Annotated in this window: 16 protein-coding genes, 1 pseudogene and 1 riboswitch; of the genes and pseudogenes, 1 reads left to right on the top strand and 16 read right to left on the bottom strand. The window is 40.6% G+C overall.

Annotated features, from left to right (window positions below; all coding sequences use genetic code 11):
• Positions 1-12: 12 nt before the first annotated feature.
• The 11 genes and pseudogenes from J7E52_RS19760 to pdxS form a co-directional block, all read right to left on the bottom strand.
• Positions 13-228, bottom strand: a complete 216-nt coding sequence (locus tag J7E52_RS19760; RefSeq protein WP_214750156.1) for a DUF3906 family protein — start codon at positions 226-228, stop codon at positions 13-15.
• Between the two features lie 20 nt (positions 229-248).
• Positions 249-1,874 carry a nitrite/sulfite reductase gene (locus tag J7E52_RS19755; RefSeq protein WP_214750155.1) on the bottom strand — a complete coding sequence of 542 codons (1,626 nt, stop codon included), beginning with the start codon at positions 1,872-1,874 and terminating at the stop codon, positions 249-251.
• Between the two features lie 16 nt (positions 1,875-1,890).
• Positions 1,891-2,490: an adenylyl-sulfate kinase gene (cysC, locus tag J7E52_RS19750; RefSeq protein ID WP_214750154.1), complete on the bottom strand. Its 600-nt coding sequence runs from the start codon at positions 2,488-2,490 to the stop codon at positions 1,891-1,893.
• Positions 2,491-2,533: 43 nt separating this feature from the next.
• Positions 2,534-3,682 carry a sulfate adenylyltransferase gene (gene sat, locus J7E52_RS19745; RefSeq protein WP_214750153.1) on the bottom strand — a complete coding sequence of 383 codons (1,149 nt, stop codon included), beginning with the start codon at positions 3,680-3,682 and terminating at the stop codon, positions 2,534-2,536.
• Between the two features lie 29 nt (positions 3,683-3,711).
• Complete coding sequence (locus tag J7E52_RS19740; protein ID WP_309476912.1) at positions 3,712-4,416, bottom strand: phosphoadenylyl-sulfate reductase; 705 nt, start codon at positions 4,414-4,416, stop codon at positions 3,712-3,714.
• 180 nt (positions 4,417-4,596) lie between these two features.
• The gene (locus J7E52_RS19735; RefSeq protein ID WP_072273036.1) at positions 4,597-4,740 is read right to left on the bottom strand and encodes a YezD family protein; all 144 of its coding nucleotides are present in this window, start codon (positions 4,738-4,740) and stop codon (positions 4,597-4,599) included.
• A 171-nt stretch (positions 4,741-4,911) separates the two neighbouring features.
• Positions 4,912-5,020: riboswitch (SAM riboswitch) on the bottom strand.
• 280 nt (positions 5,021-5,300) lie between these two features.
• Complete coding sequence (ssuE, locus tag J7E52_RS19730; protein ID WP_214750151.1) at positions 5,301-5,834, bottom strand: NADPH-dependent FMN reductase; 534 nt, start codon at positions 5,832-5,834, stop codon at positions 5,301-5,303.
• 208 nt (positions 5,835-6,042) lie between these two features.
• Positions 6,043-6,630, bottom strand: a complete 588-nt coding sequence (locus tag J7E52_RS19725; protein ID WP_214750150.1) for a TetR/AcrR family transcriptional regulator — start codon at positions 6,628-6,630, stop codon at positions 6,043-6,045.
• 162 nt (positions 6,631-6,792) lie between these two features.
• A pseudogene (locus J7E52_RS19720) lies at positions 6,793-7,543 on the bottom strand (SDR family NAD(P)-dependent oxidoreductase).
• Between the two features lie 150 nt (positions 7,544-7,693).
• Positions 7,694-8,293 carry a pyridoxal 5'-phosphate synthase glutaminase subunit PdxT gene (pdxT, locus tag J7E52_RS19715; RefSeq protein WP_214750188.1) on the bottom strand — a complete coding sequence of 200 codons (600 nt, stop codon included), beginning with the start codon at positions 8,291-8,293 and terminating at the stop codon, positions 7,694-7,696.
• A gap of 1 nt (position 8,294) precedes the next feature.
• A complete protein-coding gene (gene pdxS / locus J7E52_RS19710) occupies positions 8,295-9,182 on the bottom strand; it encodes a pyridoxal 5'-phosphate synthase lyase subunit PdxS (RefSeq protein ID WP_076369529.1) in 888 nt (295 codons plus the stop codon).
• 131 nt (positions 9,183-9,313) lie between these two features.
• Between pdxS and pdxR the strand changes: the two genes are divergently transcribed.
• Complete coding sequence (gene pdxR, locus J7E52_RS19705) at positions 9,314-10,708, top strand: MocR-like pyridoxine biosynthesis transcription factor PdxR (protein WP_214750149.1); 1,395 nt, start codon at positions 9,314-9,316, stop codon at positions 10,706-10,708.
• Between the two features lie 403 nt (positions 10,709-11,111).
• Here pdxR and J7E52_RS19700 read toward each other — a convergent pair whose 3' ends face one another.
• The 5 genes from J7E52_RS19700 to J7E52_RS19680 all read right to left on the bottom strand — a co-directional run bounded on the left by J7E52_RS19700 (position 11,112) and on the right by J7E52_RS19680 (position 19,029).
• The gene (locus J7E52_RS19700; protein ID WP_286197930.1) at positions 11,112-12,443 is read right to left on the bottom strand and encodes a D-serine ammonia-lyase; all 1,332 of its coding nucleotides are present in this window, start codon (positions 12,441-12,443) and stop codon (positions 11,112-11,114) included.
• Positions 12,444-12,543: 100 nt separating this feature from the next.
• On the bottom strand, positions 12,544-14,292 hold the full coding sequence (gene pabB, locus J7E52_RS19695; RefSeq protein WP_214750148.1) for an aminodeoxychorismate synthase component I: 1,749 nt from the start codon (positions 14,290-14,292) through the stop codon (positions 12,544-12,546).
• Positions 14,293-14,384: 92 nt separating this feature from the next.
• Positions 14,385-15,407: an LLM class flavin-dependent oxidoreductase gene (locus tag J7E52_RS19690; protein WP_214750147.1), complete on the bottom strand. Its 1,023-nt coding sequence runs from the start codon at positions 15,405-15,407 to the stop codon at positions 14,385-14,387.
• A gap of 99 nt (positions 15,408-15,506) precedes the next feature.
• A complete protein-coding gene (locus J7E52_RS19685; protein ID WP_214750146.1) occupies positions 15,507-16,499 on the bottom strand; it encodes an LLM class flavin-dependent oxidoreductase in 993 nt (330 codons plus the stop codon).
• Positions 16,500-16,782: 283 nt separating this feature from the next.
• The gene (locus tag J7E52_RS19680) at positions 16,783-19,029 is read right to left on the bottom strand and encodes an AAA domain-containing protein (protein WP_214750145.1); all 2,247 of its coding nucleotides are present in this window, start codon (positions 19,027-19,029) and stop codon (positions 16,783-16,785) included.
• Between the last annotated feature and the right edge of the window lie 171 nt (positions 19,030-19,200).

Here is a 19,200-nt window from a genome sequence, read left to right as displayed (position 1 = left end):
ACCTGCCTTCCCTTAGAGAATTGTTTCGAATTCCGATAAAACGAAACCTGCTCCATTTTTAATTTTCTTTTTTTCGTATAATGAGATGTCATCCACTTCAGGCATTTTCAAATAATGCTTTTCCAGCTCGATATCAACAAGATCAAAGGCCTTTTCATCTGAATCGGCAACAATGATGACATGGACCGGTTCTTCCTTGATAGTGACTTCAAAACGGTATAGATTCATGGATTGCTTACCTTCCCCTATTAAACGGCCACTTCCGTTAATATATCATCAAGCTTACTTTGTAAATCGGATATCCCTACCCTTTCCACAAAATCAAGAAAGGTTTCCGATATATGTTTTGTTTCTTTGAAAAATAGGATCAGTTCCTTCAGAACATGATAGAGCTGTTCAGCTTCCACTTTTCCTTTAAGTTTTTCATTGAACTTCCCGCCCTCATTCAGCGTTCCACCGACGTATATTTCAAAAGCCTCGACCATTTTTTTGTCCTGGTTTTTCATTTTAATGCCTTGCAGCCCGATTTCGGCGATGGCTCTTTGACCGCAATTATTCGGACAACCGACCATATGCATCCTTACAGGAACATCGAGATCTATTTCCCTGTCCAATGATTCAGAAATGGTCCTCATGCGGTTTTTTGTTTCAACGAGTGCCAGGTTGCAATACTCGATGCCTGTACAAGAAACGGAATAACCAATGAATTTTTTTGGTTGATATGGAAATCTCTCAAAGATGGATTCCCGCTTTAATTCCTCAAGTTTTGCATCCGGCACATTTGGAATGATTAGATTTTGAGAATTACAGTTGCGGATTTCACCATTTCCATATTTTTTCGCAAGTTCGGCAAACTCCATCACTTCGTCTGGATTTAGACGACCAACGGGTATATTGACTCCAACATAGTTCAGACCATCTTGCTTTTGTTTATGGATGCCGTAGAAATAACCTGCATTCCATCCCTTCACCGCACTTTCACCCTTTTCAGGAAGCGGACCGGTGTATTCCAGCAATTTTTCCTTGAATTGTTCGGGACCCCAATCAGCGACAAGGAACTTCAATCTTGAGCGATGACGTTTTTCACGGTATCCGAAGTCCCTGAATATCGTCGTGATGGAGGCCGCTACTTCCACTGTTTTTTCAGGTAAAATGAATAGATCCAGTTCCTCTGCCAGCATTGGAACGGAGGATAGCCCTCCGCCTACTTTTACGTGAAAACCAACTTCCGTTACTCCATCAATTTCTTTAGTTGCTGGATTGAATGAAACACAGTTGATTTCAGCATTTGAAGCATTATGGATATTAGCACTTATGGACATTTTATATTTCCTCGGAAGGTTCGAATAGTCTTCGTTAAGGCGGAAATACTCAAATACATCATAAAGGACCTCGCGTGTATCAAAAAGTTCGTCAGGATCGATGCCGGCCAATGCATTCCCGATGATATTGCGTGTGATATCACCACAAGCACCTGCCGTAGTCATGCCAACCTTTTCCAAACGATTTAAGATATCCGGGACTTGTTCAATGGTCAGCCAGTGGAATTGAACGGCTTGACGGGTTGTAATGTCATATACATCCCTCCCGTAATCTTTAGCGATGTTAGCTAGAGTCATTTGTTGATCATAAGTCAGGATACCTCCGGGAATGACGACACGCATCATCCAATAACCAGCTTCTTTTGGCCGTTGCAGGTATAGACCTGCCCACTTGAACATATCCCAATTTTCTTTAGGGATGGACTCAAAACCATTTGCTGCGTAATGTGGAATATCATCAAATATCTTCAAGCCGTCTTTTTCCAATTTCCAGACTTCCGTTTTATTTTTAGCGATTAGTGGATTTTCCGACCAAAATTTCTCGTAAACCATTACATTTCCTCCTTGATTAAATCGCTTTCTTTGCTTTCAAATAACCGATTACCTGATCAACGCACTCTTCAATGCTGTATTGGTCGGATTCTAAAATGATTTCCGGTTGTTCAGGTTCTTCGTATGGAGAGTCGATTCCGGTAAAATCTTTAATGATTCCTTTACGAGCCTTGTCATAAAGACCTTTTGGATCTCTCACTTCGCACTCTTCGATCGGACACTTTATGTATACTTCAATAAACTCCCCTTCTTCGAGTAAATCACGAACAATCTGCCGGTCTGCCCTGAAAGGTGATATGAAGGCGGTCAATACGAACTGCCCACTATCCACGAATAACTTGGAAACCTCACCTATCCGCCTAATATTCTCGGTTCGATCACCTTCAGAAAAACCTAAATCTTTGTTTAAACCATGGCGGATATTATCACCATCCAAAACATAATTTCGAATATTCCGATTATATAACTCTTTAGCGACTGCGTTCGCAATCGTTGATTTTCCGGAGCCCGAGAGCCCTGTGAACCATAGAACTTTGCTTTCATGCCCGTTCTGCTTCCGGCGGAGCTCCTTGGTCAATGACGTTTCATGCCAAGTGACATTCGTACTTTTACTCATATAATAATCCCCCTCTTCTTGTGATCCTTCTATTTATGTCCGATCAGTTATAAACTTCATTCTTTTTTAGACCTTTGATCAACACCTCGATGACTTCTTTACGGCTAAAGGTAGCTGGAGGAATTTCTCCATTACGAAGCATTTCCCTTACCTTCGTTCCAGACAGGATGACATGGTCTTCCTTGCCATGCGGACAAGTTTTAGCGGATGCCATATTGCCACATGCTTTACAGTAAAAACTATGTTCAAAGAATAATAGCGTGATTCCTAACTCATCTGCATTGAAATTCCCAAAGATTTTTTGAGCATCATATGTGCCATAATAATCGCCCACGCCCGCATGATCACGTCCGACGATAAAATGGGTGCAACCATAATTTTTACGGACCATCGCATGGAAAACGGCTTCTCTAGGTCCTGCATAACGCATGGCAGCAGGGAAAACTGCAAGGGAGACGCGATCCATAGGATAATATTTTTCAAGTAGCACTTTATAGCTTTCCATTCTTACATCTGCCGGAATGTCATCGGATTTAGTGGCACCTACGAGCGGATTTAAGAATAGGCCGTCGACAATCTCCAATGCTGTCTTTTGAATGTATTCATGTGCACGGTGAACAGGGTTCCTCGTTTGGAAACCGACAACCGTTTCCCAGCCTTTTTCAGCAAAAGCTTTCCTTGTCTCGACTGGGTCCAAATAATGAGCTTGAAACTGCGGACGCTCTATTCTCTTGATCAACTTTATTTCCCCGCCGACGTATACATCCCCGCGGTTGTATAAATTTTTCACTCCAGGATGCTTCTCATCATCCGTTTGATATACTAATGTCGCTTCCAATTGCTTATCTGGAGTGTAAATATCGGAAACGGAGAGAACCCCGTATGTTTCACCATCATGAGTCAACGTTACTTCTTCACCTATAGTAAGGGTTTCTGCAGTTTCTTCGGTCAAAGGCAGCGTAATCGGGATGCTCCATACATGCCCGCTGCTAAGCCTCATATCCTTGACCACTGTCTCATAGTCACTTTTTGTAAAGAATCCTTTAATCGGACTGTAGGCACCAGTGCCTATCAACTCAAGATCACTTAAAGCAATTTCATCGATTTCAATTGACTTTGTTATTTTACTAATATCATATTTTGGTTCCCAAAGATCGATTAATGTTCCTCCGTGCGGTAGACTGATTGTCATGCTAATTTCCCCCTATGGTTTCTATTTATTTAAGATAAATGCAATCCGCATTCCGTTTTTTGAGCTCCTTGCCAACGGCCTGAGCGTAAATCATCTGCATTGAAGGCAGGTGCTGTACATGTTTTACATCCAATGCTCGGATATCCATTATCATGCAGGATATTATATGGAAGTCCGTTTTTGTGGGCGTACCGCCAAACATCTTTCCATGTCCAATGTATGAGTGGACATATTTTAACTGACTTGAACTTATTATCCTTATTGATATACTCGGTCAAAGCCCTTGTTTCGGATTGCTCCCTCCGCAGTCCCGAAAGCCAGGCTGTTGCCGTTGAAAGCACGTCGGTAAGCGGAATGATTTTACGGATGTTACAGCACTTATTTGAATCTTTAAGCCATAATTCATCCCCATATTCCGCTGCTTGTTCCTCAAGCGTCAAGGCAGGTTTCTTCATTTCGATCGAAAGCTTTGGATATCGCTTTTTCACTTGCTCGATCAATTGGTAAGTTTCTTCAAAATGAACATCTGTATCAAGGAAAACTATTTTGGCAGAAGGATTGACCTTCGCCAATAAATCCGTAAGCACGATGCCTTCAATTCCAAAACTGCAAGCATAAATCAGTTCGTTTCCATAATGGTCATTCGCCCATTGCAGAACTTCCAAAGCACCTTTTGTCTCACTATCTTCGGGAAATACAGGGAAATCCCCAGTGTTGAAATTTTCATAGTTTATTAATGCAGCCAACTTTGTAGCCCCCTCTAGAAACTTGCTGTATAGGTTAGAGTAACTGTTGATCAATGCCCATTGTAATCTTCTCCAGTTTGTTTGACCCTAGGAAAAAGAGACGAATCTAACCAATACTCTCTTTATATCAGTTAAACCCGCCTCTAGTTTTTCTAGTCAGCAGATACCTTATTTAATTCTTAATTTTTCATTTCTTTCCATTTGAATGATTTTACCATCCTGGACAATAAGTGTAATGGATCCATATTTCATTGAATTAAGCATTTCTTGAAGTCGTTCAAATATTTCTTCAAGCTGATTCTCTTTATCCAAACCTGTTCCTCCTTTAAGAAAATCCGCGAATTTCTTATTTTCACTGCTGATCAAATGAATTTCTTAGATTTATATAATTCCAAACAACCTTACATTGTTATGGTTTGCCTACAATTTTTCCAAAAAACAAAAATCTTTCCATGATGGAAAGATCACAAGGTAAATATCTTTACCTTATCTTCCAAAATGATCAACATTTTGTTGGAGGTAGCACCTTGCATCCATCATGCAGGTTGCTGGACTTCAAAGGGCCAATTCCCTCCGTCGCTCTGGATAAGTTTTATTATTTTAAATATTAACATATATTTAATCCTTGTCAATGGAGTTTTCTTATAAAATAACTTGGTTTAATATTATGGATGAACTGTTATTTTTATACACACTATTCCATTTATGATTTTATGTTCATTTAAATGCGAAAATAGACTCGTCTTTTTAGATAAAGTCTCCAAAAAAATGAGTCTATTTTCATTAATAAACCTATTATTGGCGCCTGTCATCATTTGAAAAGATAATTTCTCGAATTCCAGTCCTTTTGAAGAAGGGATAACTTGAATTCATTAATTTCTTAACTGTATCGCTTCTACAAATTCTTGAACTTGACTCTGGACGCGATCAATTAAATGCAAATCATTAATCGGGTTTTCTGAATTCTGTTTATCTATTTCCTTATCAACAAAATAAATGCCCTGCAGCGGCTCGCCCTTTAATATTGAAATTAATGGTTTAAGCGCATAGTCAATCGCCAATAGATGCCTGTTACTTCCGCCAATCATGATTGGCAGTACTGGCTTACCCTTAAAAGCACCTTCTGGCAGCAAATCAATCAATGCTTTCATTACACCTGTATAAGAAGCCTTATAAACCGGTGAACCAATAATGACACCTCTTGCTGCTTGGATTTTCTCCGAAAGTTTTAAGATGTCTTCGCTATTATATTTCCCTTGGAATAAATCATCTGCTGAGAAATCCGTAATTGAGAAATAAGCTGTGGTAAATCCTTCGTTTTCGACTAATGATTGAATATGTTTTAGTGAAATGTCCGTTCTTGACGGAATAGCCGGACTTCCTGATAAAATTACGATATCGCTCATTTAATCCCCCTCCAATGTTACATGATTTCCAGATAAAATCTTCGTGAAGCATTTCGTGCAGCATGAATTTATCGTAATAGTCTGAAAAATATAAGTCAAATCTTACACTCTGGTTTAATAAATTTACAAGTTGACTTCATCGACTCTGAAGGAAAATAAAACGGTCATATTTGCGGCTTGATGCTTGCCTTTCAATATGACCGTTTCATTATGTATGATTTTGTTTGCCATGAATACCATATACCAAAAGTTGAGCAATGCTCTTAATTCGTTCAGAAGTAAAATATGGCTCCTTTTTCTGTTGATGGATCTCATAATGTGTAGATAATGCCAATGTGAAAGAAATGATCCCTACATTAAATAGGATAATATCAGAGATATATTGTATCTCACCGCTATCTATTCTCTTCTGTATTTCAATGTGCTTGGCATTCGGCTTGAAGATCTGATCTACATATTGCTTCGAAATATCTTGATCGAATTGCGTTTCCCTGAATAGAATCGAAAACTGTTCTTTATTATCAAGAATTTTATTTATCATGGTGCAAACATGATTTTCCACTAGATCATCCGTAGATAGATGGCTAGTTCCATCTTCTGATTCCTCTTGCTCATCAGGGGTAATTGTAGCCAATAGCAAATCTTTTTTGCTGTCAAAGTATTTGTAAATAGTAGCTTCGGAAACATTGCATGCAGAGGCAATTTCATTCGTTCTTGTCATGTCAAAACCTTTAGTGGCAAAAAGAGTCCGGGCTACATTTATGATTCGTTCTTTGGTTTGCTGCCCTTTTTTCAAAAATATCAACCTTCTTTTATAAAGATAAGACCGGCTTCACCAATCTATTTTCGATGGTATAAATCGGTCAATATTACCTTTGATCTATTAGAAATCAATATTCCCATATATCATCAATAGAAAACATCGTCTGATTGGAACGATGTTATCTTTTATAGAAAATCACTTAAAGGATGCATAGCCATCATCGACCATGACTACACTTCCATTGATTGCATCCTCTTCCTCTAATGATAATAGATAGACGGCATTTGCAATGGCTTCTGGCTTAATTAATTTACCGCGCATTTGGCATGCATTCAATTTATCGATGATTCCCATATCTTTATAGCCTTGAATGATAGGAGTGTCAACCCCGCCTGGCGCAATGCCCACTACTCGTATGCCATAAGCACCCAATTCCAAAGCAGCTGTCTGTGTCATCATTCTTACAGCGCCTTTAGTCGCCTGATAGGCAAGGTTCCATGGTAAGCTAAGTAGCCAAACACAGATGCGGTATTTATAATGACGCCCTTGTTACCTAGCTCTTTCATTTTCCGTCCTGCTGCCATAATTCCAAAGGCAACTCCGTGCTGGTCCACTCCAATCGTTTTGAAGTAACCCTCCATATCTTGATCGAGGATCATACCGCCTGCACTGATGCCGGCATTATTAAACATGATATCGATCCTTCCGTATGTTTCAACTGTTTAATTGATTAACGATTCAACATCTTCCTGCTTAGAAACATCCGTTTTAACAAAAATGGCCTCTCCACCATCCGCTGTTATCTGTTCAACGGTTTCCTGTCCCATTTCTTCATTAAAATCCGCAACAACGACCTTGTCCCTTTTGAAGCGAATTTCAAGCATGTCGCTCGGCCAATACCGCTTGCTCCTCCTGTAATAACTGCAACTCTTGCTGTCACATACATTCCCCTTCCAACACTAAAAAAACAGGTAAGTGATTACTTACTTTTTTTATTATAAAAGTAAAGGATATTTTATTCAAGTTAATATGTATTTTAAAGCGTTTTGAGCATTCAAAAGTAAAGCTGTCCTATTAATAGGACAGCTTCATTTGTTTAGCAGGTTTTCAATTCGGCCTTACTTGTGGATGTCTTCACCATTTCAATGAAAAGCTGCAGAAAACGATCATCACCTGTTAATTCTGGATGAAAAGCACTAACGAGGACATGGTCTTGTCTCGCAGCCACTACATTCTCTTCATAAACAGCCAATACTTCTACACCTTCTCCAATTCCATCGGCAAAAGGCGCCCGGATGAAAACTGCCTTATAAGGATCTTGCATTCCTTTGATTGATAGTTCAGCCTCGAAACTATCCTTTTGACGTCCAAAACCGTTCCTTTTCACGGATATGTCCATTAGTCCAAGGTAGGCCTTCTCATCGCCAGTCAATTCATTGGCCGCCAGTACCATCCCAGCACATGTACCGAAAATAGGTTTTTTCTCTTCGAAGAAAGTTTTGACCGGTTCCATAAATCCATAACGATCCATTAGCTTCCTCATCGTCGTGCTTTCTCCGCCTGGAATGATCAAGCCATCGATTTCCAGCAACTGTTCCGGTTTTTTTACGATAATTGCTTGTTCGCCGGCAGCTTTGATTTGGTTCAAGTGTTCTTCAACTGCTCCCTGTAATCCTAAAACACCGATAGTTATCATATTACCATCCACGTTCCTGCATCCGTTCTGCCGGAGCTAGTTTGGAAATGTCAATTCCTTTCATTGCACTGCCCAACTCTTTGGACAACCGGCCAATCAATTCATAATCGGTGAAGTATGTAGTCGCTTGAACGATTGCCGATGCGAATTTTTCTGGATTTTCAGATTTAAAAATACCAGACCCTACGAAAACGCCATCTGCTCCCAATTCCATCATCAGTGCTGCATCTGCTGGAGTGGCAATTCCGCCAGCTGCAAAGTTAACTACAGGCAATTTACCTGTCCGTTTGATTTCTCTTAAAATTTCATAAGGGGCTCCAATATTTTTTGCTTCCGTCATTAATTCATCATCACTCATGATGCTCACTTTACGAATTTGTGACTGTACCTTTCTCATATGACGGACAGCTTCCACAATATTACCCGTACCTGGTTCTCCTTTTGTACGAAGCATTGATGCTCCTTCACCAATACGGCGTGCAGCTTCGCCTAAATCACGGCAGCCACAAACGAAAGGTACTGTGAAATCACTTTTTAGAATATGGTATTCTTCATCAGCAGGAGTCAGCACTTCACTTTCATCGATATAATCCACTCCCATGGATTCCAGGACCCTTGATTCAACAATATGGCCGATCCTTGCTTTAGCCATGACCGGGATGGACACTGCATTCATTACTTCCTCGACAATTCGCGGATCTGCCATTCTTGCTACCCCGCCAGCCGCACGGATGTCGGAAGGAACCCTTTCCAATGCCATGACAGCGACAGCACCGGATGCTTCTGCGATTTTTGCTTGTTCTGCGTTAATGACGTCCATAATTACGCCACCCTTTTGCATTTGTGCCATTCCTCTTTTTACTGTGTCAGTTCCTAATAATTTTTCCATTTCTCTTCCCCCTAATATTTGCATTTTTTAGATTTGTTAGATTTAGTATAAAAAATAGTTGACCGCATTGAAAGTGTCAGTTTTAATAAACTTAATGGGGTCAGCATTAAATTATAAAAGGTGGAAACAAAATGAATATGCTTTCTTGTGATTTAAATCGGTCAAGTGAAGTACCTTTGTACGAACAATTATATTCACATATTAAAAAAGAAATCATTGATGGCCGTCTTCTTTACGGGACAAAGCTGCCGTCCAAACGGAAATTGGCAGAGTTCCTTCAAATAAGTCAAAATACTGTCGAGACTGCATATGAACAATTGACTGCTGAAGGATACGTTGAAGTCATACCAAGAAAAGGGTACTATATTCAAACATTCGAGGATTTAGAGTATACACAAACTAACCAGGTTTCCTTGGAGCAAAATAATCATAAAGAAGGGAAATTGCTGTATCATTTTCATCCCAGCCAAATTGACACGGAAAACTTCCCATTTGAAAAATGGAGAAAATACACGAAAAGCAAAATCGATGAATCACATCAAGATCTTCTGCTACTTGGGGATTCTCAAGGGGAATATGAATTACGATGTGAAATTGCCCATTATTTGTATCATGCACGTGGTGTACAATGTGTTCCCGAACAGATCATCATTGGTGCAGGAATGGAAATTATATTGCAGCAGCTTGTCCTTCTTTTCGATAAAAATGCCATTTATGGTGTTGAAGATCCTGGGTATCACTTGATTCATCGGATTTTACGCAGCTACCCAAATGAAGTCCATCCACTGCGAATTGATGAAGAAGGCGTAAAGGTAAACCAAATTGAAGAGTCAAACATCGATGTCGTGTATGTCACTCCCTCACATCACTTCCCAAATGGGACGATTCTATCCGTTAACAGACGGACACGATTGTTGAACTGGGCTCAAGGGGCAGCAAACCGCTATATTATCGAAGACGATTATGATAGTGAATTTCGTTATAGTGGAAAAACAATTCCTTCCCTACAAAGTATGGATGCTGGTGATAAGGTGATTTATTTAGGGTCATTTTCCAAGTCATTGATGCCATCAATTCGGATCAGTTACATGGTTCTTCCCGCTCCATTGTTACAAATGCATCAACAGGAATTATCTTTTTACCATTCCACCGTTTCTCGGATTGATCAGCATGTGTTGACACAGTTCATGAAGGAAGGGGATTTCGAAAAGCATTTGAATCGGATGAGGAAAGTGTACCGGCGTAAGTTGGATAAAGTGATCGATCTGTTTAAACCCCATAAACAAATAAAGATCATTGGTGAGCGGTCAGGATTGCATATCGTCCTCATCGTTAAGAACGGCATGGATGAACAGACACTTATTCAAAAGGCAAACGAAGATCATATTAAAATTTATGGATTATCGACATATTCAATTGAAAAAACTGACGAACATCCCCCAAAAATCATATTGGGCTTTGCAGGAATCCCTGAATCCGAATTGGAAAAAGCCATTCACCTTTTATTGAACTCATGGGGTCTATAAAGAAAAAAGAAGTTCACTTTCGTGAACTTCTTTAAGTTTGTCGACAAAATGGGGTTCGGAATGGTCTCATCCCAATTCCCTTTCCCGATTTACGGATAGGAACAGTTTCAAAATGTGGACCGCAAAATGAATGCTCCGGAGTCCGAATAATGCGGTGTAGGTCGAATAATGGGCTGTTTAGGTCGAAAAAACTCCGTTGGCGGTCGAATTAAGCGCGGTCTAGGTCGAAAAAACTGCGCCAACGGTCGAATAATGTGCGGTGTATGAAAAAGTTTGTGAACGAAAGAAAAAAGTGCTACCGCTGAAAACAACTTAAAGCGTTTTTTCAATAAAAAACTGCAGACAAACTCGCTTTTCTTTGAGTTTGTCTGCAGTCTGATAAATTCACTCCCCTGAACATTTTTTAACTTTTAGATAAATACTGTTCCATCATAACCTTTGGTACCATGCTCCCGCCGGTCGCCCAGATGATATGCGTGGACTGGTCCATTTTATCCAGCAGTTTTTGATCCATAAGATATTTCCTTCCTTCTGGAGCTTTAAAAAGTTGCACGGGACCAAATGCGCCTGCGAGGGCAGATGGCTCTAAATAATGCCCTTCCGTCTCTGCCATTCCCCTGAGCAGTTCGAGTAACCTTTTATCTTCTATGGTATAGCTGCCGCTTAACATTGTCGTCATCATACTGGAAACTAATGCTGAAGGCCTTCCGACAGCAAGCCCATCTGCTTCCGTCTTATTATCTATGCCAAAGTCCTGCACCGAGATTTTGTCATGAAGGCCTGTCATCAATCCGAGAGTCATGCATGGTGAATGTGTCGGCTCTGCAAAAAAACAATGTACATCATCTTCAAAGGCTAACTTGAGCCCATATGTAATACCACCGGGCCCGCCGCCGACTCCACATGGCAAGTACACAAACAAAGGGTGATCTTCGTCTACTTGTATGGACATATCTTTCAGTTGTTTCTTCAGGCGCGTTGCAGCGGTGGCATAACCTAGCAGCAGATCTATTGAATTTTCATCATCAATAAAATGGCAATCGGGATCAAGTGATGCTTCATTACGGCCTTCTTCTACAGCTTTACTATAATCATCATCATATTCCTTTACAATGACACCAAGACTTGTTAATTTATCCTTTTTCCACTGTTTGGCATCTGCAGACATATGGACCGTTACCTTAAATCCCAGCTTGGCGCTCATTATTCCAATACTCAATCCTAAATTGCCGGTTGAACCGACTGCAATCGAATATTTTGAAAAAAGCTCCTTATATTCATCACTCACAAGTATTCCATAATTATCATTCCGCTTTAAACCACCATGCTTCATTGCAATTTCCTCAGCACGTTTTAAGACCTCATAAATACCTCCGCGAGCCTTGATGGAACCTGATATCGGTAAATGACTGTCACATTTCAGCAAAAGTTTCCCAGTGATTTTAGTCTCATAGGATTTTTCCAAGTTTTTTTGCATGGAAGGAATCTCGACTAGCGGTGATTCAATGATCCCTTCCATTGGTTCGGTTTCTGGAAAGGCTTTAATTATATAATTGGCAAATCTTTTTAATCTTTCTTCAGCCGATTTAACTTGTTCAGCTTGGACGATTGGGTTTTCTTGCTTGTTACCGTAATCTGGATTCGTCCAGAAGACTTCGTTCATCTTTATCACATCATTAAGTATAGGATCTTTCGCTATCCAATCCATAATCGATAAACCTGCGATTTTATGCATCTTCACAGCAGTCCCTCCCGGAAATGTAGTATTCATCATCTACTATAACTCAACAACTGCAATAAAGATTACAATTTTCACTTTTTTACGAATAATCAGCTTAGAAAGTTAAATTCACTTTTACTTTCCCTCGCACACTATTAATAAACCAAATTTCCTCAGCGTTATTAAGGTCAGCCTTTGAAATGGGTTTTTCCTTGATTTCCTTCTTCCTGATCAAGTCTTGACGAAATGTTCCAGCAAGGAGACCTGATTCCACCGGAGGGGTATAAAGATCACCATTTATCTTTACCACTGCATTTCCGTTCGTGAATTCCGTGATGAATCCTTCATCATTCCAAAGCAGAACATCATGGAAGTCAGGATTATTCATTTGATAGCCTTCATATACATCACGATTGGTGGTCTTATGAAATAGAAATGGATTTGCACTTGATATTGGAGTTTCAGCCAAGATGGCCGTAAATTCTGAATCAAGGGGCTTGATTGCTTGTCCGGAAACTTCAATTTCACCATTTTCATTAAGTAATACCCTTACCTTTTGCAACGTCCCTTTGTTTAAATCCGCATAATTTTGGAGTTGATCCCTAAGATTCACTTCAGGGAACCGGTAATCGAAGTAATCAGCGGATTGTTTCATCCGATCGATATGATCATTCAACAAATAATATTCGCCATCACTGAGCTTCATCGATTCCAATAGTTTGTAAGCAGGCCTTTCCACCGTCAATAATTTGGCTTTTAAAAAGGCTTCGTCATATTCTTCCGATAGCTCGGAATCCCAAGTGATTCCCCCGCCTACCCCATACTCGGCCTTCCCAGTTTCCTTATCGATCACGACTGTACGAATCGGCACATTAAAAACTGCTTCGGATTCAGGGGTGATGAACCCGATTGCACCGCAATAAACTTCACGTGGTGAATTCTCGATATCTGCAATGATCTCCATCGTTTTTATTTTAGGTGCCCCTGTTATCGATCCACAAGGAAAAAGGGCCTTGAATATATCAATGATTGTTGTTCCTGGGTTCGTATCGGCTATTATCGTGGATGTCATTTGCCAAACGGTCGGATATTTTTCAATTGCCTTAAGCTGTGGAACCTTGACGCTTCCTGGTTCTGCGATCATTCCCAAATCATTTCTGAGCAGGTCAACGATCATGTAGTTTTCAGCTTGATTCTTTTCCGAGGCTGCTAACCAGTCTGCATTGAGCTGATCCATTTTCAGTGTCGTTCCCCGCTTTACCGTTCCCTTCATTGGCCGAGTAATCAACTGACCATCTTCCCAACGGAAAAACAACTCGGGTGAAGCCGATAGGATCCGATGTGTCCCCACATTCAAATATGCACTATAGTTCGAACGTTGAGCTCTCTTCAAGCGATCAAAGAAAGCGAAGTCATCTCCTTCGAACTGGGATTGCAAACGCATCGTGTAATTGACTTGATACGTATTGCCTTTCTCGATTTCGGATTTTATCCTTTGAAACCCGGAATGATATGTATTTGAATCCGTTTCTGATTGCCATTCAGCTAAATTAAAAGCCCCGGTCATTTTTTCAGGTATTTCTTCTTCCGGTTTATCAAAAATCCCGAACCATAATAATGGCATTTTGGCTCCATCTTTTACTTTAAAAGATTTTTCAAAAGCAGGTGCCGCTTCATAGGAAACATATCCCGCTGCATAATGCCCCTGTTCGATCGCTTCATGGACTTTTTGGAATTGGGGAATGACATCCTCAATTGAATGGGCGATGAATACTTTTTTCGGATTCGTAAAATATAGAGGCCTGATGTCACCTTGTTTATCTGTGAAGTGAAATATTAAGGATAAAGGATCTTCTCGTTTCATTCTTTTCTCCTAACTTTGTTTATGAAGTCAATCTGTATGTATTTTATAAAAAAGCTTGCAGAAACGAAATCTGCAAGCTCATTCTTTGACACTTATTTCATTCCAGTAACCTCTGCAATGATTTCATAAGAACGAAGGCGTGCATCCTGATCATAAATGGCAGAGTTTATAATCATTTCATCCGCCTGTGTTTCATTTAAAAATGCCTGCAACTGCTCTTTTACCTCTTTAGGATTTCCTATAATGGAAGCGTTCAGCTGCTTCATGACAATCGCCTTTTCATATTCTGTCCAAAGGCCTTCCATCGTATCAACTGGAGGAGCAAGTTGACCGGGCGTGTTCCGTATCAAATTCAAGAACTGCTGCTGATAAGATGTTGCAATCCTTTGCGCTTGTTCTGTAGTATCCGCAGCAAATACATTGATACCAACCATGACATAAGGTTTATCGAGAACGTCGGATGGTTGGAAATTATTGCGGTAACGGGCTAAAGCTGGTTGAGTATTTTCAGGGGAAAAATGGCTTGCAAATGAAAATGGCAATCCCAGCTGTGCTGATAATGCTGCACTGAAGCCGCTTGAACCAAGCAGCCAAATCGGAATATCCTGACCTTCCCCAGGGATGGCGCGAACACGATTATGTTTAGAATCCGCATCTAAATAGCTACGGAGCTGCGCCAACTGTTCCGGAAAATCCTGACCGTTATTACGTACATCACCCCGGAGTGCCATGGCTGTATATTGGTCGCTTCCCGGAGCACGCCCCAGTCCTAAATCTATTCTACCAGGATACATTGCTTCCAATGTTCCAAATTGTTCTGCGATAACCAGCGGTGCATGATTCGGTAGCATTATGCCTCCAGAACCGACACGAATTCTTTCCGTCCTACCTGCAACATAGCCTATAAGCACTGACGTTGCAGAGCTTGCAATCCCAGGCATGCTATGATGTTCCGCAACCCAGAAACGGTTGTAATTCCATTGCTCCGCATGTTTAGCTAATTCTACTGTATTTTTAAAAGCTCCCGAAACTGTGCCACCCTCAACGATTGAAGCCAGGTCCAGAACGGAAAAAGAAATGTCGCTAAGTTTTTTTACATGTTGATCAGCATTCATATCTTCATCTTCTTTCTTTCAATTATAATTAATCGGACGCAAAGCCATCATATAGAAAATGCACACAAAATGCACACAAAATGCTCGAAGGGATAACCGTTAAAAAACTTCCCTGGCAATCAAACGAAACGAATTAAGCCGATCCTCCAACTTATGAGTGATGGTTATCAGCATAATTTCATCTGCTTGATATTTCTCCTGTATCTCCAAAAGCCGATACTTCACTTGTGATGGGCTACCAAAAATCATTTTTTCATGCATGGTTTCCATCAGTGCTTTTTCTTTTTCAGTCCAATCATGGTTCCTTACCTCTTCTATGCTTGGAACCTGCTTTCTTTCCCCTTGTCCACTTTGAATTTTCCATAGGGTGTTGCTAAGGGCGATTTCTTTCGCATGTTCCTCCGTTTCTGCGCATATGGCCGACACCGTAACGATCGTTTTAGGTTCTTTAAGCAACCCTTTTGTTTGAAAGTGTTCACGGTACTGATGAAAGCTCTGCACTCCATCATTTTCACTCATGAATTCACCAAACGCGTATGCAGTGCCATTCTCAGCGGCAAGTTTAGCACTTTTCCCGCTTGTTCCCAATATCCATGGTTCAGGCGGTGCCATCGGGATAGGAGCAGCAGAAACATTTGAAAACGGATGTTCTTTCGGAAATTCATCTCTTAGAAAATTCAACAGTTCTCGAACAAGTTCAGGCATTTTATAAACATTTTGAAGAAAATTATCGGATAAAGCCATCGTTGCCTCGGCAGATCCACCAGGAGCACGACCGAGTCCCATATCAATCCGGCCTGGAAAAAGTGTAGCTAGCATATTATAAGTCTCTGCTATCCGGTATGGTTTATAATGTGGAAGCAGCACTGCCCCTGAACCAATCCGGATATTTTTTGTTTGGGCACCAATATAGCTTATCAAAACCTCTGGAACGGAACAGGCCAATCCCGGAAGATCATGATGTTCAGTTAACCAGATTCTGCTATAACCAAGTCTATCTCCTTCTTGTGCAAGTTGTAGTGAAGCCTGCAAGGCTTCCTGTGCTGATTGTCCTGATGAAATTGGGGATTGATCCAAAATGCTCAGTTTCATTTTGTTACCTCCCTTCTTGTCTTTCGTAACTTAATGGTAAATCATAACTAGTCGAAAGTCGCCTGAAACGCTTGCTTTGTTATTTTAGTTTGCGGCCTTTAGCAGAAAATATAAGGAGTTGAATCCAAATTGGGGAGTATGGAGTAACCATATATTCTAGCGAGTTGTTTGTTTTAATATATTAATGACAGAATGTGACTAAGGAGTTATCACTTATTCTATCAAGGTGTTTTTAGGGATATATGTAAATGAAGAAAAGCCCTTATTAAGGGCTTTTCCTGAGCTATTCACTTTTTTTGAATTGAGATAGTAATTCATCTGCCATAATTTCCGAATCCAAACGAGCAGCTATAAATGGAGGCTGGACCCGATTATTGGACTCTACGGGCACACCTAGCCAGATAACTCGTTTATCAAAAATGATAAACGAAAAGGAGACAGGTGAACAAATAAATTGATCAGAGTTGATATCAGGGTTTCTTTTTGCTGAAATGATCGTCAATTTAACTGCAGGGTTTCGTTTCATTAAATATTGCTGCCATTCTTCTGACAAACTGTTCAAATCGGGTACAGCGAAAACCATATGTTGTTTTGTTGATTCAATATCTTCCTGAAAGTCCCCCAATTTACGGGCATGCATCCATTGTAATCTCGGGTGCTGGTGTTTAACCCATTTACCAATGTCTTTCTTTGATACAATTTGATCATTTTGAATTTGATGATCGACAAGCTGACGAAGTGTTTTGCTGCGATAAACGTGTTTGTTAACAAATGAAGTGTCACATACATGTACGAACTTACCCTTAGTCCTAGTTATGGCCACGTTAATGAGCCTTTCACTTTCTCTCCCTGTCAATAACATTCCAGCCCTGTTTTGCGGATAACTATCGACTGTGTCAAAGATCATCATCTCCCGTTCACTTCCCTGGAAACGATGTACAGTTGCAGCGATGATATCCGCCGTTTGCCGTTCTTTGTCATATAAGTCATCCAATAGTTTTTCCATCAAATCTGCCTGGGCACGATATGGGGCGACATAACCAATTGACCTTGCCCCGCCCATATAAGCCTCATGAATCAGTTGAAATGATAAAAGCAATTGCCATATATTCATTCTCGAGTGGGATGTCCGTTCAGTGATGCAATATTCCCCTGCTAAACTAGTATCGAGAAGTGCCGCTGCCTTATTGGCAAATGGTTCCGCCAGCATTATGCCCTGTCTGCTGGTCGCAACACTTTTATGATCGCCAACAAAATTGTTATAGACGACACGATTAGTGAATGCTGAAATATCCGGATGCATGCGGCGCTGTTCCTTTAATAGGAATAAATGGGGATGAAGTTCTCCTTCTTCAACAGACTGGGCGACACCAGCCCGATGAAAAATGTCTTCCTTCAGCCAAAGTTTCACGAGGGAATCTCGAGCAGAAGCAATAGGGGGCAATTGTTTGAAATCACCACAAATGATAATATGCTTGGCTAACGCTGCAGCAAAAGCCACCTGAGGTACGTATGCCATACTCGCTTCGTCCAAAATGACGAGATCATACTCCTTTTGATAAACCGTTTCATCATTTGCGGCTTTAGCCAAGGTCGTCCCGATGACTTTCGCTTCTTTTACGAAATGAATCTCTTTTTGGCGGATTTTCTCCAAGACCTTGGCCAGCCTTTTCTCGATCTCAATTAATTGATCTGTATCCCTCTTGCTGAAAGACCCTGCCAAGTCATGCTTTAACAGACGTTTCTCTTCGTCAAGCTCTTCTTTTTCTTTAACTAATGTCGGTTCATGTTTACCTAATAATTGCCCTGTAACAATATCATCATGGATGGCAAGTGATTCACCGATTTGAGATCCATAGCGAAGCACATCGCCTTCTTTGAAACGATCTTTCTTTTTAATGAATGACGAAATTTCAGCCATCAAAACATCGACAGCCTGGTTGCTATGGGACAAAACCAGAACTTTTTTATTCTGTAAATAATGATTGGCTACTGTACGAGCCAATGTATAGGTTTTTCCTGTTCCAGGGGGTCCCCAAACAAAAGTAACAGGATTGAACTTCGAGCGGGCATATAATTCTTTCACGCTGCTTTGCTTTTCAATTAAAGGATGTTTTTGAGGCATGGACGGATCCATCAGGCGCTTGATCCGAAGCCTTTTCCTTTTGCTCCTCTTGATTTCATCCAAGCGGATGATCAATTGTTCCAGTAATTCCCAGGGGTCGTGGTATAAAAAGGCTTCATCGATCATATCGCCTATCGAGCGCTCAAAAACGATGATTATACTTTTCCCTTCCGATGAGAGGATTCTTCCCTCCTGTTTAATCCCTCCCCATTCCAGTCGAACGAGGGAACCAACAGGGATTTTTATCGATGAACCTGTTTCAAAATAATAGTTGAAAGAACCGTCACCTGTAAGCAGATGGCCGTTCGAAACCAGGTATTTTGTGCTGCCATATTTTTTCAAATGCAGGATTTCAAGTTGAAGTGCCTGCTGCCATTCTTTTATATAATTAACTGTCGAATTCATTTTTCACTTTCCTCACAAAATATGCCATTGAAGTACAAAGAAACTGACCCATTGGCTAGGCTCCGATGCAGAACGCTGTCACATGACTCTTTTCGCTCGATACCTGTTTCTTAAGCATATAAAATAAGGCCCAATCAATAGATTGGGCCTCTGCTACGCCAATGTTTTAAC

This window comes from Bacillus sp. ISL-34 (genome assembly GCF_018613325.1).
Lineage (GTDB): Bacteria > Bacillota > Bacilli > Bacillales > DSM-1321 > Peribacillus.
Note: the sequence above shows the minus strand (reverse complement) of the source record. Positions and strands in the feature narration are given on the sequence as shown.

What these genes read in the sequence shown, in the direction of transcription:
- ssuE (WP_214750151.1), bottom strand. Translation starts at nt 5,834, where the DNA reads ATGAGCGATATCGTAATTTTATCAGGAAGTCCGGCTATTCCGTCAAGA.
- J7E52_RS19685 (WP_214750146.1), bottom strand. Translation starts at nt 16,499, where the DNA reads ATGAAACTGAGCATTTTGGATCAATCCCCAATTTCATCAGGACAATCA.
- pdxT (WP_214750188.1), bottom strand. Translation starts at nt 8,293, where the DNA reads ATGATAACTATCGGTGTTTTAGGATTACAGGGAGCAGTTGAAGAACAC.
- J7E52_RS19680 (WP_214750145.1), bottom strand. Translation starts at nt 19,029, where the DNA reads ATGAATTCGACAGTTAATTATATAAAAGAATGGCAGCAGGCACTTCAA.
- pdxR (WP_214750149.1), top strand. Translation starts at nt 9,314, where the DNA reads ATGAATATGCTTTCTTGTGATTTAAATCGGTCAAGTGAAGTACCTTTG.
- J7E52_RS19755 (WP_214750155.1), bottom strand. Translation starts at nt 1,874, where the DNA reads ATGGTTTACGAGAAATTTTGGTCGGAAAATCCACTAATCGCTAAAAAT.
- pdxS (WP_076369529.1), bottom strand. Translation starts at nt 9,182, where the DNA reads ATGGAAAAATTATTAGGAACTGACACAGTAAAAAGAGGAATGGCACAA.
- J7E52_RS19690 (WP_214750147.1), bottom strand. Translation starts at nt 15,407, where the DNA reads ATGAATGCTGATCAACATGTAAAAAAACTTAGCGACATTTCTTTTTCC.
- J7E52_RS19760 (WP_214750156.1), bottom strand. Translation starts at nt 228, where the DNA reads ATGAATCTATACCGTTTTGAAGTCACTATCAAGGAAGAACCGGTCCAT.
- sat (WP_214750153.1), bottom strand. Translation starts at nt 3,682, where the DNA reads ATGACAATCAGTCTACCGCACGGAGGAACATTAATCGATCTTTGGGAA.
- cysC (WP_214750154.1), bottom strand. Translation starts at nt 2,490, where the DNA reads ATGAGTAAAAGTACGAATGTCACTTGGCATGAAACGTCATTGACCAAG.
- pabB (WP_214750148.1), bottom strand. Translation starts at nt 14,292, where the DNA reads ATGAAACGAGAAGATCCTTTATCCTTAATATTTCACTTCACAGATAAA.
- J7E52_RS19700 (WP_286197930.1), bottom strand. Translation starts at nt 12,443, where the DNA reads ATGCATAAAATCGCAGGTTTATCGATTATGGATTGGATAGCGAAAGAT.